Here is a 14,474-nt window from a genome sequence, read left to right on the forward strand (position 1 = left end):
GGCTGCTTCATACTAGAATTATGCGTCACACGCCCGCAGCATCCGCTTCAGTAGTCAAACTCACTCAAAGGGGACTGGCGGAAAACCGCCCATTTCAGCCGTATACCGGACGGGCGGATCTCGACCCTACTCGGTCATAGAAGCAAGCCAATGGAGGCCTTGAAAGCAGACGTTGCAGCTGGACGCGCGCTGCGAACGCATGCTCTCGGATTCCCGCTTCCCGCGCTCGTGAGGCCGCCCGTTCAATCCACAGTCTGCATCTGGACGACGCCGCCGAGTTCACCGGGCTTGCCCGAGACCACCACGAGGTAGCGCCGGCTCGCGCCGGCATCCGTGCGGGTGATCTGGCGGATCGGGCCGATCGCGTTGACGATGGCCGCGCCGGCCGGGTTGGTCATGAAGGCGGCGAGCGGCTCCAGGCCTGCGGCCCCCTTCGGATCGGCGGCCAGCGCCAGCACGAACGGCATCTTCGAGGGCAGTCCCGTTACCGCGGCCTGCAGCGTCTGCAACACGCCCTGGTCGAACAGGGTGACCTGCGTCGCCGGCTTGCCATCGGTACCCGCGAGCGTCAGCGCGCTGGTCTTGCCGGCTGCGCCCAGCGCTTGGAGGTTTTGCATTCCGTCGCCCTCCGGCACGGCGTTCGGGACGTAGGCGACGCCCTGCGGACCCTGCCCGATCGGCACCTCGGCGATCACCGTGTTCGACGCGGTGTCGATCACCGCCGCCTTGTCGGCGTTCTCCAGGCCGACATAGACGCGGCTGCCGTCGCCCGAGGGCCAGAGCCCGTGCGGTAGGGCGCCGGTCGGAATGGTGGCGACCTGGGTGAAGTCGTCGGTGCGAAACACCTTGACCTGGTTCAGGCCGCCGATCGTCACGTAGGCGAACTGGCCGGCCTTGGTCGAGACGATGTTGACGTGGTTGGTGATCGGCCCGGTCTCGATCGTCTTCAGCGGCGCGAATGGCGGCGTCGCAGAGAACACCTGGGTCCGGCCGACATCCTTGAGGGTGAACCACACCTGCTTGCCGTCCGGTGTTGCGGCGATGTCGGGGCAGAACGGGCTCTCCTGCTTCACGCGCCCGACGATGGAGTGGGTCTTCGTGTCGATCACCACCGTCTCGGGGCTGAAGCTGGAGCAGACATAGCCGTAGGCGCCGTCCGGCGAGAAGATCGTCATGCCGGGCCCGTTCGGCACGGTGATTCGGCGCGTCTCCTTGGCGGTCGCGGCATCGAGCACGGCGATGTAGTCCTCGCCGCGCACGCTCACCCAGACCTCTCGGCCGTCCGGCGTGAAGAAGGCCTCGTGCGGCGCGCGGCCGACATAGGCGGTGTGGCGGACCGTGTTGGTCGCCGTGTCGATGAAGCTCACGGAGTTCGAGCCGATCGAGACCGCGAGCAGCGTCCTGTGGTCGGGCGAGAAGCCCATGCCGTGGACGAGGAGCTGGCCGCGATAGAGCGGGCTCAGGTTCATCGGCGTCGGGTCGCCGAGCCGGATCACGCCGAGCAGGACGTTGGCGGCGGGATCGACCACCGAGACCGTGTTGGAGAACTGGTCCGACGTATAGAACCGGTCCCTGCCGCTGACCGGCACGTCCGGTGCAAAGGCTGCACCCGGGGCCTGCCCGGCGAGAGCCGAGCCGGAGAGCATCGCGAGCGCGAGGAGGGTGAGGGCGGTCTTCATCGGCAGATCTCCGAAGGCATCTCGGCGGCAGGGGCCGTGCCATGGTGGTGAAGGTGGGTGGCTGCGGCAGACGAATCCGGCGCGGGAGGGAGATCGGCGAGCGCCCGGCGCATCACCGCGATCTCCTGGCCCTGTTCGACGATGATCCCCTGCGCGAGGCGGCGCAGGACCGGATCCTTGCCGTAGAGCAGCTCTGCCTGGGCCATCGCGATCGCGCCCGCGTGGTGCGGGATCATCATCGCAGCGAAGTCGCGGTCCGGATCGCCCGAGGGCGGGACCATCATGTCGGCATGCATCCGCGTCATCGACTGCGCCATCATCGCGTCGAAGGACGCGGAGACGATGGCCGGCGGCTCGGCGGCGGCCAGCGTCGGGGGCATCATCATCCGGCCGCCGACGAGGCCGCCGGCCATCACGGCGGCCGTGAGCGCAAATCCCAGTGCTCCGCGCATGGGCCGTCCTCCTCGTTCGTTGTCGATGGGAGAGATGCCGGGGAAACGGCTTTATTCCCTGGCCGGGGACGAATTGGTGGCCCTGCCGATGTGATCGATCTTTTCCAAATGTCAGTGGAATAGACGCGCCCGTTCGGCATCTCTCCCGATGCGGTCATGGTAGACCGCCGGAGACCTCACTCATGCGCACCATGCTGATCCGCGCCGCCTTTGCGGCCTTCGCCTTCTCCGCCGTCGCCGCCCAGGCCGCTGCGCCTGCGATAACGGCCGAGACTGCCAAGGGGCCGGCGCTCGTCGATTCCAAGAGCATGACCCTCTACACCTTCGACAAGGACATGGGCGGCAAGTCGATGTGCAACGGCCCCTGCGCCGCCAACTGGCCGGCACTGATGGCCGCCTCCGGCTCGGCTGCTAGTGGCGACTGGACGATGGTGACGCGGGACGACGGCACGATGCAGTGGGCCCACAAGGGCAAGCCGCTCTACACCTTCGCCAAGGATACGAAGCCCGGCGACATCACCGGCGACGGATTCCTCAACGGTGCATGGCACATCGCCAAGCCCTAATCGGTAAAGCCTCGTGGACGAGATCGCCGCCCTCATCGAACCGCAGATCCCAGCGTTGCGGCGCTACGCAGTCGCACTGTTGCGGGACCGCGAAGCGGCGGACGACCTCGTCCAGGACACTTTGGAGCGGGCGTTGTCCGCCTGGTCCGGACGTCGCCGCGACGGCGACCTGCGAGCCTGGCTGTTCACGATCGAGCGCAACCTGTTCCTTGGCACTGTTCGACGCCGGGGCCGGCGCGGCATCGATGTCGGCGCTGAGGCTTTGGAGCAGGTGCCCGATCCGGGTGCCGACCCCGAGGCCGCTATGGGGGCACGCGACGTGCTCACCGGGCTCGACACCCTGCCCGAGGAGCAGCGCTCGGTGCTGCTCCTCGTCGCGGTCGAGGATCTGTCTTATGCCGAGGCGGCCCAGGTGCTCGGGGTACCGCTCGGCACGGTGATGTCGCGGTTGAGCCGGGCCCGGACGCGGATGCGCGGTTTTCTGGAAACTGGCCGGACCGGACTCTTGAGGAGGGTGAAATGAGCGGGGATCCGCGCCCGGTCGGCGAGGACGACCTCCACGGCCTGATCGACGGTCGTCTCGAACCGGAGCGGCAGGCGCTGGTCGAGGCATGGCTCAGGGGAAACCCCGCGCGGGCGGCGGAGGTCTCGGCGGATCGCGCCCTACGCGAGCGCTTGCGTGCCCGCCTCGCGCCGATCGCCGAGGAGGCGATTCCGGCGCGGCTCCGGGTGGCCAACATCCGCTCGCGACATCGCCCGATAACCTACCGCTGGCTTCCGGTCGCGGCTGCGGCCGTGCTCTGCCTCGCGGTCGGCGGCGCCGCCGGCTGGTTCGGCCATGCCGCGCGGCAGGTACCCACGGTCACGCTCGCGCGAACCGAGCCAGCGACCGACGACGCGGTGGCGGCCTTCCGCACCTACGTGGTCGAGGCGGTGCATCCGGTGGAGGTGCGCGCCGACGAGAAGCCGCACCTTGTTACGTGGCTCTCGAAGCGCCTCGGCCGGGCGGTGACCACCCCCGACCTTACGGCGTACGGCTTCCGCCTGATGGGCGGCCGGCTGCTGCCGGCGGGTTCCGAATCCGCCGCGATGCTGATGTACGATGACGACCACGGCACCCGGCTGACACTCTACAGCCGCGTAGGCGATGCGGATGGCCGCACGGTGTTCCGCTTCGCCCGCGAGGGCGACATCGCCGCCTTCTCCTGGGTCGATGGCGGCATGTCCTACGTCGTCACGGGTCGCACCGACGAGGCGCGGCTGTTGATCGTCGCGCAGTCGGTCGACGCGCAAGTCCGTGGACTGCCGGTTCCGCAGCGGCAACCATGACCCTCGACCAACTCCGCATCTTTGTGGCGGTGGCCGAGCGACAGCACGTGACGCGGGCCGCCGAAGCGCTGAACCTCGTCCAGTCGGCGGTCAGCACGGCGATCGCCAACATCGAGGGGCGACACGCCACCAAGCTCTTTCACCGGGTCGGCCGCGGGATCGAGCTGACTGAGGCGGGGCGCATATTTCTCGTCGAGGCCCGCGCCGTGCTCGCCCGGGCCGAGGCCGCCGAACTGGTGCTCGCCGACCTCAGCGGCCTGCGGCGCGGGACGCTGGCGCTCTACGCCAGCCAGACCATCGCCAGCGACTGGCTGCCTCGCCACCTCGTCGCCTTCCGCCGGGCCTACCCTGAGATCGCTATCCGGTTGGCGGTGGGCAACACCACCGACGCCGCCGACGCGGTGCGCGCCGGGCAGGCCGAACTCGGCTTCGTCGAGGGGGCGCTCGACGACCCGACGCTTGCGAGCACCACCATCGCGCAGGACCAACTGGTCCTCGTGGTCGCCCCTGGCCATGCCTTCGCCGGGGCGACCGACCTCGAACCCGAAAATCTCGCCGGGGCCGACTGGGTGCTGCGCGAGGCGGGATCGGGAACCCGCTCGGCCTTCGAGGCGGCCCTGGGTGCGGCCGGCCTCGCAGCCGCCCAGCTTCGGGTCACGCTCGAACTGCCCTCTAACGAGGCGGTGCGCGCCGCCGTCGAGGCCGGGGGCGGGGCCGCCGTCCTGTCCGAGACCGTGGTCGCCGCCGCGCTTCGGACCGGAACCCTGGTGCGGGCGGCGTTCGCCCTGCCGAGCCGGCCGTTCCGGGTGCTGCGCCACAAGGAGCGCTACCGCAGCCGGGCCGCCGACGCGTTGCTCGACCTGATCGCGACGGCGGATGCCGGATGAGCGATCCTGCGAAACCCGTGCACCCCGACGATCCCCGGGTGAGGCTCGCCGAGGACCGGACGGTTCTGGCAGCCGAGCGTACGTTCGTGGCGTGGCTTCGCACCGGGCTCGCCTTCCTCGGCGTCGGCCTGGCCGCGCAGCGCTTCCTGCGGGAGGTGCTGGCGGTCTGGCCGCTGAAGGTGCTGTCGCTCACGTTGATCGCCTGCGCGCTTGCCTCGTTCGCCGGCGCCGCATGGCGGGACCGGGCGATCCGGGCGCGTCTCGCCGATGCCGAGATCCCGATGATGCCGCGCATCCTCACCGTCGGGATCGTGGCCTTGCTGATCGCGATCTCGGGCCTTGCGGCCACCGCCCTGCTCTGGGCGTGACGGTCAGGCCACAGTGACCCGTACCCGGTGCCAGGCGGCGCTGAGGTAGCCCTTGTAGTTCCAGGTGTCGTCGGGCGCGGCCGGCTGGGTCTGGCCGGCGGAGTCCCAGGCCCGCACCGCGAGTTCGTGCTCGCCCGCGGTCAGCTCGCGGTCGATCTCCCAGAACGTCCAGGCGTAGGGCGCGTCGGCATCGCGGTCGATCCGGGCCTGCGCCCAGCTGCGGCCGCCATCCGTCGAGACGTCGACGCGGGCGACCGCGCGATCGCTGGCGATGGCGTAGCCGCGGATCGCGTGCCGGCCGGGCTTCAACGCTGCGCCGCGGGCGGGCTCGCAGATCGCGCTGTTGAGCGGCATCGCCTCGATGGTGATGCCGTGGGCGGGGTCCGCGGTCTCGGCGGTCACGTCGGGCGGAAACAGCTTGTAGTCGTCGGCCTGCATCGGGTTGTCGGAGGGGTGGTCCTGCACCGTGATGCGGGCGAGCCATTTCGGGCTGCGGATGCCGGCAAATCCCGGCACCACCACGCGCAACGGATAGCCGTGCTCGGGGGCGAGAGGCTCGCCGTTCATCGCGAAGGCGAGCAGCGTCTCGGGCGCCAGCGCCTTGGCGAGCGGGATCGAGGCGCCGAAGCGTATGTCCGACCCCGCGATACGGTCGTGGCTCTCGAAGGCGACGTGGCGCGGACTGCCCGCATCGATCCCGGCGGCGTGCAGGACGTCGGCGAGCCGCACCCCAGTCCATTCCGCGTTGCCGATGGCGCCGGCCGCCCACGGGTCGCCGGCGACCGGGGCCACCGCCAGCATGTCGGCCCGGCGGTTGCCGGCGCATTGCATCACCGCTGTGACGGTGACGTGCGCGAAGCGTGCCTTCAGATCGGCGACGGACAATTCGAGGGGCGTCGCGATCATCCCGTCGACAGTCAGGCGGTAGCCGTCGGCGTCGAGGTCCGGGATGTCGCCGTGGCTGCGGACGTAGAAGTCGGCCTGGTCGGTGAGGAAGGCCGCCCGCAGGCGATCGAGCGGCGGCTCGGCATTGTAGGGCGCCTCGCCGTGCACGATGAGGCGGTCCTTGCGCTGGAACAGGCCGAGCATGGGGTTTTTGTCCTGCGTTCGTGACGTATCGACGACGAGAACGCGCCGGGGGCGATAAGGCCCCCGGCGCGCGTCGCCTCAGGGCTTCATCGTCGAGACCACCGCGTTCTTCGCCCGGTCCACTACGGCGACGCTGAGGTCGCGGTTGAGGACGTAGGCATGGGCGTTGTCGGCCGAGAACGCGATCGCCTGGCGCGGCTCGTTCAGGCCGGTCACCGTGGCGACGACCTTGAGGGTGCCGGTGTCGATCACCGAGAGCGAGTTGTCCTTCAGGTTGCCCGAATAGACGAAGCGCCCGTCCGGGGTCAGTGCGGCGCCGTAGGGGTCCTTGCCCACTTCCACTTCGGAGGTGACCTTATGGGCGGCGACATCGACCACGCCGATGGTATTACGGCCGCTGTTGGCGGCAAAAAGCGTCTTGCCGTCCTTGGTGATCGAGATGGCGCGCAGCTTGTCGAACCCGGCGATCTCACCGGTGATCTTGTTGGTGGCGGTATCGACCAACGTGATCTTGTCGCCAAGGAAGTTCGTGACGAACACGGTCTTGCCGTCAGGCGACAGCTTCACGCCCTGGCGCGGCTGCGCGAAGCCGGGGATCACGGCCTCGGCGAGCATGGTCCTGGTGTCGAACACGGTCAGCGTGCTCGCGGCCTCGTTGTTGACGTAGAGCTTGGCCCCGTCGGCCGAGAGCACCGTGCCGAACGCGCCGGGGCCGGCGGCGAGAACGCCGGCTTCCTTGCCGGTGGCGGTCTCATAGACCGTGATCCGGCCGGTGCCACTGTCGGAGACGTAGAAGCGGGCGCCGTCCGGCGCGAAAACGATGTTGCGCGGCGTGACGAAGCCGTCGAGGCGGCGCAGCACCGTGCCCTTGGCGACGTCGTAGACGATGACGGCGCTCTCCTCGCTGTTCGACACAGCGGCGACGGTCCCAGCGGCGTTCAGCGCCAGGGCGTTGTTCTTGATCGCGCCGTCGAAGCCAGCGGCGGACCCGGGCTGGCCCTGGGCGAGGAGCAAGGCGGCTCCGGCGAGGAGGGCGCGGAGGCTGGTGCGGACGTGGGTCATGAAGCGTGTCTCTCTGGCATGCGCGCTCGTTCGGCGGCCGGGGCCTGCCGTGAGGGCTGGTTCTAATTCGGATTGCGTGATGCGAGACCGGTTTGGCCGTGCATCGCCCTGGGGAGATGCCGGAGGGCGCGGTCTATTCCCCGAGGCCGGCGAAAAAAACGCGGCGGCCTCGGGATTCGGGGGTTCAGGGCGTCGGCTTCAACGCCGTGAGGTAGTCGACGATGGTCTGCACGTCGGCCGGATCGACCGGCGCCTTGTAGACGTGAACCATCTTGTTCACGGTCTCGGTCCACTGCGCCTTCGTGAGCTTGGGCTGGGTCAGCACCATCCCGGCCGAGTGGCAGGCGAGGCAGTTGTTGTTGACCGCCTCGGCCCCCGGCCCGTCCGGGAAGATCCGGTCGGAAGTCGGGAATTCGATCGATTGCGAGGTGAAGCGCATCGGCTCGGGAGCCGAAGCGGCGAACGCCACCAGGGGAGACAGTATGAGGGCGGCGATGAGGGCCGCAGGGCGGATCGGGTTCATGGCTGTTCTCCTCAAGCGGCCTGGAAGGACACGGCCTCGATGCCGTTCTGCATGAAGCCGGCCCCGTTCCAGACCCGGTCCAGGGGCTGCGCGACGCCGTTGGTGTTGGTGCAGCGGACCCTGACCGTGTGGCTGCCGGCAGCCAATGCCGGCAAGCTGCCGTCGAAGCGGCGGAAGCTGTAGGGGCCTTCGTCCGCGCCGAGCTGCGCCGGGAACCACGTCGCGCCGCCGTCGCCTGAGAAGTCCACCGCCTTCACCCCGCAATCGCCGCCGAAGGCGATGCCGCGCAACGCCACCGGCGTTCCGGCCGCCACCTTGGCGCCATCGGTCAGGTTGGTGACGAACGAGCGCGGCACCATCCTGTTGATCGGCACCGTCTTGAAGCCGGTCTGACCGGGCTTGATGTTAGCGCCCGGCACGTCAGGAATGCGGTAAGCGGTCTTCATCCAGTACCCGTCGTCGGGCTTGTCCAGCACTTCGATGTCGGACAGCATCTTGACCCAGTAGGTCGAGTACCAGCCCGGCACCACGAGCCGGAGCGGGAAACCATTGAGCAGCGGCAATTGCTCGCCGTTCATCGCGTAGGCGATCATCACCTCACCATTGTTGGCGTGCTTGAGATCGAGCGACTTCTTGAAGTCGGGCGCGTCGTCGACCACCGGCTCGTCGAGGCCGTTGAAGCGCACCTGCACGGCACCGGCCTTCACCCCGGCCTTTTCGAGCACGTCCCTGAGGCGCACGCCGGTCCAGCGGGCGTTGCCCATCGAACCGTTTGCCCATTGCGCGCCGGTCACCCGCGGCTCGAACAACCCGCGCGAATTGCCCGAGCACTGGTTCACTGCGGCGATCTCGAAGCGCGGCAGGCCGGCGATGGCGTCGAGCGAGAGCGAGAGCTCCTTCTCGACATGGCCGTGGACCTTGAGCCGGAAGGTGCCGGCATCGACTTCGGTCGGGATCGAGGCCCAGTGCCAGCGGACGTAGAAGCGGTCGTTGGGGGTGAATACACCCTCGTCGAACACCGAGAACGGCGTCTCCAGTAGCGGCGGATGAGTGCGCTGGAGGATCATCTCGGCCTTGCCCGGAAAGGCCGTGGTCAGCGCCCGCTCGTCCGGGCCGCCGGGCAGCGGAAGCTTCACCGAGCCCGCCGCCCAGGCCGGTATGGCGGCGCCGAGGCTTCCGAGCCCTAGGCCACCCAGGACGAGGCGGCGGTTCATCGGTCTGTCCAGTCCGTGCATGGTCTCTCCCCTTGAAGGATGTCGGCGTCGATGCGTTCGAAGGCATCGGACCCGTGGCGATTCCTCGCGACCAGGGAGATGCTACGGGATACGATTTATTCCCACCAACGGTCTTTCGCGATACGAATGATCTCCAAACGCGATGATTTGAGAAGTTTCGATCTCCAATGGGACGATCAAGGACGCCGTCTCGGCGTCACGCCGCCGGCGCGCCGACGGGCGCGGTCCTGCGACACCCGAACAGGGCGTGACGCTCGGAAAAACCGCGCAAGGCGACGGTGCCGAGCGGTTCAAGGGCATGTGCCAACCCGTCGATGAAGGTGTCGGTGGCGATCAGCGGCGTGTTGTAGGTCTTGCACAGGCGCTCGACGCGGGCGAGCACGTTGAGATCGCGGCCGATCGCCGTGAAATCGACCCGGTCGCCGCCGCCGATATTGCCGTAGGCGACCTCCCCGACATGAAGTGCGACGCCGACCTCGAAGGCAGCCCTGTCACCGTTGCGCAGGGTCGCAAGCGCATCAAGCGCGGCCTCGGCGGCACGCAAGGCGGCACTGCGCGCCTCGGCCTCGTCGCGATCGGCATCGAACACGGCCAGTAGCCCGTCGCCGATGTACTTCAGCACCTCGCCGCCTTCCGCCTCGACGGCCGGCACGATGGCATCGAACATCCGGTTGAGGGCGGCCACGACACGGTCGGGGCTTTGCCGGTCGGACAGTTCGCCGAACCCGCGCAGGTCGGTCAGCATCATCGCGGCCCGCATCAAGCGTACGTCGCCGCGCCGCACCGTGCCGGTCAGGATTTGCCGCGCCGGGTCGCGTCCGACATAGGCGCTCAGCACCGCGCCTAGCATGTCGTCGAGCGCCTTGATCTCGAACAGCAGCGAGAACGGCTCGACCAGCGCCAGCAACGTGCAGATCTCGATCGGCGTGAAGCCGCCCGGTCTCGCCGTGGCCCAGGAGGCGGCGCCCATGCGTCCACGCGCGGCGCGCAGCGGCACGATGAGGTAGTCGGTTAGACCCTCGGTGCGAAGCTCGCCGAGCACGGGAAACGGCAGCGGCCCATCCCCGTCGAGACGGCATCGGAACGGGGTACGGGTCTCGACTACGCGCTCGACGGTGTTGCCGTGGAACGTCGGCGTACTCTCGATGCCGTGGCGGCGACGCAAGGCTAGGCTCGACGCTCCTGGATGCCAGACGCGCATTACCCAGCGGAACGACGGATGCAGGGTCGGCGCGTGGGTGGTGGCGCGGGCCAGTGGCAGGCCAAGCCCCGAGAGGCACGCACTGAACCCGTCGAGAAGGGCTGCCGCGTCCGCCGCTTCGCGACCCGGCCCCATCAACCATCCCGTCCCCTGCGCGACCGCCTCGGACGAAGATTGGGACGAACGTGTCACGGCAGTTCTTTCATCAAGGAGTTGGATCGATGCCATAGCGCGGATCAGACGAGGCCGAGCACGCGGATCAGGCCGAGGCTGACGGCGCCGAGGGCGAGGAGCGAGGCGACCACCGCGAGGGTCACCCGCGCCCCGGCCTTGGCGACGCTGCGCACGTCGACCCCGAGGCCGAGCGCCGCCATCGAGACCACGGTCAGCACGTTGGCGGTCTCCGACATCGGCGCGAGCGCAACCGGCGGGATCAGGCCCGTCGAGCGAAGGCCCGCGAGCGCAAGGAAGGCGAGGATGAACCACGGCACCAGGCGGTGGATCGCGAGGCCGCCGCGGGCCGGGCGGTCGCCCGCGGTGACGCCGGGGGCGGCCTCGTCGGTCTCCTCGCGCAGCCGGCTCGCGCCGAGCGAGAGCACCAGGACGATCGGGCCTAGCATCAGCACCCGGACGAGCTTCACCAGGGTTCCGACCTGGACGCTGAGCGCCGCGACCGGCGCGGTGGCGGCGAGCACCTGCGGCACGGCGTAGACGGTAAGGCCGGCGAGCACGCCGTACTGCATCGGCGACAGGCCGAGCAGCGGCACCAGCAGCGGCAGGCCGAGCACCACCAGCACGCCTAGCACCGCAGTGAAGGCAATGGAGGCGGCGACGTCCTCGCCGTCTGCGCCGATCACCGGTGCCGTGGCGGCGATCGCCGAGTTGCCGCAGATCGAGTTCCCGCAGGCCACGAGGATCGCCATGCGCGGATGCAGCCCGAGCGCTCGGCCGATGCCGTAACTCGACAGGATCGCGACCACGACGACGCCCGCGATGCCGAAAAGCAGACCCGGACCGGCGGCGAGGATCGTCGTGAGGCTGAGCGAGGCCCCGAGTAGAACGACCGCGATCTCCAGTACGGTCTTGGCCCCGAAGGCGATGCCGGGAAAGAAACGTTGCGACGGGGTCCAGGCGGTGCGGATCGCGCTCCCGAGCAGGATCGCCAGCACCAGGGCTTCGAGCCAGGCGCGACCGAACAGATGCGCCTCGACGGCCTCGAAGCCGACCGCTGCGGCGGTGACCGCCATACAGAGACCCAGTCCCGGAAGGATGGCTCTCGTGCCGGCCAAGGCACGCATTGACCGAGCGTGGGAGAAAAGTCTGGGCGCGGACATGGGTGGCTCCGATGTGATGCCGGAGAATCCCATGTTCTTTTCATTCACTCCAACGGAATGATTAGATGCTTCCCATCACTGAAATAGATGAAATAAGTGCCCCTTCGCAGATCACGGAGACCCATTGTGAGAGGCCGACAGGCGGATTCACCCGTCGATCCAGTGGGCCTTGATCGTCGTGTCCGCGGCAAGCTCATAGATCCTGACGGAGCCCGTCGCGAGTTCGAGGTGCTCGACCTCCGCCGGGCTGAGGTCTTCGAGCGCCATCACAAGGGCCCGCAGGCAATTGCCGTAGGCGACGACGAGCACGTCTCCGCCCATGACCGCCGGCTGGATGGTTCGGAGGTAGCATGGCACGATACGGGAGACGGTATCGCGCAGGCTCTCACCGTTCGGCGGCGCCTCTGCGTAGGAGCGGCGCCAGGTCTCGATCCGCTCCGCCCCCCAGCGCGCATCGGCGGCGATCTTGTCGAGCCCGCTGAGGTCCCCGTAGTCTCGCTCGTCGAGCGCGGCGAAGCTTTGGGGGACCAATCCGGATTGCCCGAGCGCATCGAGGATAAGCCGGCCGCTCACGACGGCCCGCGTTAGCGTCGAGGTGAAGGCAGCGGAAAAGCGCCAGTTGCACTCTGCCAAACGCCGGCCGGCTGCCTCGGCTTCCCTCCGGCCCTGCTCGGTCAAGGGCGAGTCCAGCAATCCCGTGAACAGGCCGGATCGGTTGGCTACGCTCTGGCCATGCCGGACCAGCACGAGATGTCGCGTGACCGGGGCTTTGCAATCGTGAATCACCCTGTCTCCCGAGGCAGAGCACTTTCGTGCTGGTCGCATCGCCTCTGATGATGTCGGCATCCGACTTTAACGAACTTCGACCCTGCGATGGGTTGGACCGTCCATCCGGAGACGGCGGGTCATCCTAGGTCCGCTTATGAACGTCTTGCGACTGAAAGCAGCCAAGCTGCTTCCCACCCTCATTGGACGTGCCCCGACAAGCGAGCCCACGTCCCAAATGGGTCGTGGGCTCGCAAAGCCTGGCGGTCCTAGGGTTTCACCCTGAATGGCTTATGCGTGTCTTCCCGCCCCCTCACCGAATCTCCACGACGACCTTGCCCTTGGACCTTCCGGCCTCAAGCTCGGTCAGGGCCGCGTCCGTTGACGCGAACGGGACCACCCGATCCAGGACCGGACGAATAGACCCGGCCTCGACCAGGGCAGCGATCTTCGCCAACTGCTCCCCGTTCGCCTGCATGAACAGGAACGAATAGTCGACGCCGCGCGCCTTGGCCTTGCGACGGATGTTGAGGCTGAGCAGCCGCATGACCAGCGCGAGGAAAGCGTTCAGGCCCTGCGTTTTGGCGAAGACCGGGTCCGGCGGCCCGGAGATCGAGATCAGCCTTCCGCCCGGCCTGAGCACGTTCAGCGACTTCCGGAGGGCGTCGCCGTCGAGACTGTTCAGGACGACGTCGTAGCCCGACAGCACCTTCTCGAAGTCCTGGCGCTTGTAGTCGACGACGATGTCCGCCCCGAGGCCCCTGACGAGGTCGGCGTTCCCGGCGCTCGCGGTGGTCGCGACAGTGGCACCGAGATGCTTGGCGAGCTGGATGGCAAAGGTGCCGACGCCGCCCGAGCCCGCATGGATCAGCACCTTGTCGCCCTTCCTGACCTTGGCCACCTCGACCAGGGCCTGCCATGCCGTCAGGCCGACCAGCGGGATCGAGGCTGCCTCGGCCATCGAGACGTTCCCGGGCTTGAGCGCGAGGTCGGCCTCGTCGACGGCGATGCGCTCGGCCAGCGTACCGATGCGACCGTCGCGTGGCCGGGCGTAGACCTCGTCGCCGACCTTGAAGCGGCTGACGCCCGACCCGATCCCAATCACGGTTCCCGCGAGGTCGTGCCCCAGGACGAAGGGCGGCTTGTACGGCAGGAGCAGCTTGAACTCGCCGTCGCGGATGTTGGCGTCGAGGACGTTGAGCCCCGCCGCCGCGATCTCGACCAGGACGTCACCGGGGCTCAGCGCGGGCTCCGGCATCTCGCCCAGGCGGAGCGGCTGCTTCTTCTTGTACCGGTCGAGGATGAACGCCTTCGCGGGCCTGTGGTCTCCGAATGCTTCGGGGGCTGTACTATTCACGAGGCCGAGGCGTAGCGCGGAGCGGCGTGTACCTGGGCGAAGCCCGGGATCATCGCCTGCCGCGCCGCCTGGAAGGCGTCCCATTGCCCGGCGTCGTGGAGCGGCTGGATCGTCACCGGCTCGCGGCGGTCGAAACCGGCCAGGGCGGCGTCGACGAGCTCGCCGACCTCCATCATCGGGGGCAGCGAGGCGGCATCCACGCCCGAACGGGTCCAGATCTCCGTGCCGGTGGCCGCAGGCAGCACGGCCTGCACGTAGACGCCCTTGCTCGCCAACTCCTGGCTGAGCCCCTGCGACAGGAACAGGACGAAGGCCTTGGTCGCGCCGTAGACCGACATGGAGAACTCGGGGGCCAGACCGACCACCGATCCGATGTTGACGATGGCGCCTTCGCCGGCCTTCGCGAAACGAGGTGCGACGGCGCTGGCGAGGCGCATCACCGCCGTGGTGTTCAAGGCCACGAGCCGCTCGATGTCGTCCGTCGCCTGATCGACGAAGGCGCCCCCGACGTTCGCCCCGGCGTTATTGACTGATCGGCCCCCACGCGGTGGTCCAAGGGTAAAGTTAGTGCGCGGTAGGCCGCTTCACCACGGGTAGCTTGGCCGGCGCAGCTGGTCGGGCGAGCGC

General features: G+C 68.6%; 15 protein-coding genes and 1 pseudogene. 5 read left to right on the forward strand and 11 right to left on the reverse strand.

Annotated features, from left to right (window positions below; genetic code table 11):
- Positions 1–242: 242 nt before the first annotated feature.
- Together ASG63_RS14610 and copM are read right to left on the reverse strand one after the other, a co-directional pair.
- On the reverse strand, positions 243–1,679 hold the full coding sequence (locus ASG63_RS14610) for a YncE family protein (protein ID WP_056217678.1): 1,437 nt from the start codon (positions 1,677–1,679) through the stop codon (positions 243–245).
- Complete coding sequence (gene copM / locus ASG63_RS14615) at positions 1,676–2,131, reverse strand: CopM family metallochaperone (RefSeq protein ID WP_056160290.1); 456 nt, start codon at positions 2,129–2,131, stop codon at positions 1,676–1,678. The genes ASG63_RS14610 and copM overlap by 4 nt, the downstream gene beginning before the upstream one ends.
- Positions 2,132–2,313: 182 nt before the next feature.
- On the opposite strand from copM, the gene ASG63_RS14620 reads away from it, so the two are divergent.
- Genes ASG63_RS14620 through ASG63_RS14640 form a run of 5 tightly spaced genes read left to right on the forward strand, consistent with a single transcriptional unit; the run spans position 2,314 to position 5,281 of the window.
- Positions 2,314–2,697, forward strand: a complete 384-nt coding sequence (locus tag ASG63_RS14620; protein ID WP_056160287.1) for a COG4315 family predicted lipoprotein — start codon at positions 2,314–2,316, stop codon at positions 2,695–2,697.
- A 13-nt stretch (positions 2,698–2,710) separates the two neighbouring features.
- Positions 2,711–3,220, forward strand: coding sequence for an RNA polymerase sigma factor (locus ASG63_RS14625; protein WP_056217681.1), 510 nt, complete (start codon positions 2,711–2,713; stop codon positions 3,218–3,220).
- Positions 3,217–4,026: an anti-sigma factor family protein gene (locus ASG63_RS14630; RefSeq protein WP_056160280.1), complete on the forward strand. Its 810-nt coding sequence runs from the start codon at positions 3,217–3,219 to the stop codon at positions 4,024–4,026. The genes ASG63_RS14625 and ASG63_RS14630 overlap by 4 nt, the downstream gene beginning before the upstream one ends.
- Positions 4,023–4,913 (forward strand): LysR family transcriptional regulator, encoded by an 891-nt coding sequence (locus tag ASG63_RS14635; protein WP_056217684.1) that lies wholly within the window; start codon positions 4,023–4,025, stop codon positions 4,911–4,913. Before ASG63_RS14630 ends, ASG63_RS14635 begins: the two co-directional genes overlap by 4 nt.
- Positions 4,910–5,281, forward strand: a complete 372-nt coding sequence (locus ASG63_RS14640; RefSeq protein WP_056160273.1) for a YidH family protein — start codon at positions 4,910–4,912, stop codon at positions 5,279–5,281. The genes ASG63_RS14635 and ASG63_RS14640 overlap by 4 nt, the downstream gene beginning before the upstream one ends.
- Positions 5,282–5,284: 3 nt before the next feature.
- Here ASG63_RS14640 and ASG63_RS14645 read toward each other — a convergent pair whose 3' ends face one another.
- From ASG63_RS14645 to ASG63_RS14685, 9 genes and pseudogenes are all read right to left on the reverse strand, one after another.
- Entirely contained in the window at positions 5,285–6,370 is a 1,086-nt protein-coding gene (locus tag ASG63_RS14645; protein WP_056160270.1) for a sulfite oxidase, read from the reverse strand.
- Positions 6,371–6,448: 78 nt separating this feature from the next.
- Positions 6,449–7,432, reverse strand: a complete 984-nt coding sequence (locus ASG63_RS14650) for a beta-propeller fold lactonase family protein (protein WP_056160267.1) — start codon at positions 7,430–7,432, stop codon at positions 6,449–6,451.
- Positions 7,433–7,616: 184 nt separating this feature from the next.
- Positions 7,617–7,955: a c-type cytochrome gene (locus tag ASG63_RS14655; RefSeq protein WP_056160265.1), complete on the reverse strand. Its 339-nt coding sequence runs from the start codon at positions 7,953–7,955 to the stop codon at positions 7,617–7,619.
- Positions 7,956–7,966: 11 nt separating this feature from the next.
- On the reverse strand, positions 7,967–9,190 hold the full coding sequence (locus tag ASG63_RS14660) for a molybdopterin-dependent oxidoreductase (protein WP_056217685.1): 1,224 nt from the start codon (positions 9,188–9,190) through the stop codon (positions 7,967–7,969).
- A 196-nt stretch (positions 9,191–9,386) separates the two neighbouring features.
- Positions 9,387–10,526: an adenylate/guanylate cyclase domain-containing protein gene (locus ASG63_RS14665; protein ID WP_056217688.1), complete on the reverse strand. Its 1,140-nt coding sequence runs from the start codon at positions 10,524–10,526 to the stop codon at positions 9,387–9,389.
- A gap of 101 nt (positions 10,527–10,627) precedes the next feature.
- The gene (locus tag ASG63_RS14670) at positions 10,628–11,689 is read right to left on the reverse strand and encodes a YeiH family protein (protein ID WP_056160256.1); all 1,062 of its coding nucleotides are present in this window, start codon (positions 11,687–11,689) and stop codon (positions 10,628–10,630) included.
- A 183-nt stretch (positions 11,690–11,872) separates the two neighbouring features.
- Positions 11,873–12,511 (reverse strand): 2,3-bisphosphoglycerate-dependent phosphoglycerate mutase, encoded by a 639-nt coding sequence (locus tag ASG63_RS14675; protein ID WP_056217691.1) that lies wholly within the window; start codon positions 12,509–12,511, stop codon positions 11,873–11,875.
- A gap of 292 nt (positions 12,512–12,803) precedes the next feature.
- Positions 12,804–13,748: an NADP-dependent oxidoreductase gene (locus tag ASG63_RS14680; protein ID WP_056217695.1), complete on the reverse strand. Its 945-nt coding sequence runs from the start codon at positions 13,746–13,748 to the stop codon at positions 12,804–12,806.
- A gap of 95 nt (positions 13,749–13,843) precedes the next feature.
- Positions 13,844–14,392, reverse strand: a pseudogene (locus tag ASG63_RS14685) (SDR family NAD(P)-dependent oxidoreductase); the annotation flags it as partial.
- Positions 14,393–14,474: the final 82 nt, after the last annotated feature.

This window comes from Methylobacterium sp. Leaf94 (assembly GCF_001426045.1).
In the GTDB taxonomy this organism is placed as follows: domain Bacteria; phylum Pseudomonadota; class Alphaproteobacteria; order Rhizobiales; family Beijerinckiaceae; genus Methylobacterium.

Bases quoted from the DNA above. Each gene is read 5' to 3' on its own strand.
- ASG63_RS14645 (WP_056160270.1), bottom strand. From the start codon at position 6,370: ATGCTCGGCCTGTTCCAGCGCAAGGACCGCCTCATCGTGCACGGCGAG.
- ASG63_RS14665 (WP_056217688.1), bottom strand. From the start codon at position 10,526: ATGGGGCCGGGTCGCGAAGCGGCGGACGCGGCAGCCCTTCTCGACGGG.
- ASG63_RS14630 (WP_056160280.1), top strand. From the start codon at position 3,217: ATGAGCGGGGATCCGCGCCCGGTCGGCGAGGACGACCTCCACGGCCTG.
- ASG63_RS14660 (WP_056217685.1), bottom strand. From the start codon at position 9,190: ATGCACGGACTGGACAGACCGATGAACCGCCGCCTCGTCCTGGGTGGC.
- ASG63_RS14610 (WP_056217678.1), bottom strand. From the start codon at position 1,679: ATGAAGACCGCCCTCACCCTCCTCGCGCTCGCGATGCTCTCCGGCTCG.
- ASG63_RS14655 (WP_056160265.1), bottom strand. From the start codon at position 7,955: ATGAACCCGATCCGCCCTGCGGCCCTCATCGCCGCCCTCATACTGTCT.
- copM (WP_056160290.1), bottom strand. From the start codon at position 2,131: ATGCGCGGAGCACTGGGATTTGCGCTCACGGCCGCCGTGATGGCCGGC.
- ASG63_RS14620 (WP_056160287.1), top strand. From the start codon at position 2,314: ATGCGCACCATGCTGATCCGCGCCGCCTTTGCGGCCTTCGCCTTCTCC.
- ASG63_RS14640 (WP_056160273.1), top strand. From the start codon at position 4,910: ATGAGCGATCCTGCGAAACCCGTGCACCCCGACGATCCCCGGGTGAGG.
- ASG63_RS14670 (WP_056160256.1), bottom strand. From the start codon at position 11,689: ATGCGTGCCTTGGCCGGCACGAGAGCCATCCTTCCGGGACTGGGTCTC.
- ASG63_RS14635 (WP_056217684.1), top strand. From the start codon at position 4,023: ATGACCCTCGACCAACTCCGCATCTTTGTGGCGGTGGCCGAGCGACAG.
- ASG63_RS14680 (WP_056217695.1), bottom strand. From the start codon at position 13,748: ATGCCGGAGCCCGCGCTGAGCCCCGGTGACGTCCTGGTCGAGATCGCG.
- ASG63_RS14650 (WP_056160267.1), bottom strand. From the start codon at position 7,432: ATGACCCACGTCCGCACCAGCCTCCGCGCCCTCCTCGCCGGAGCCGCC.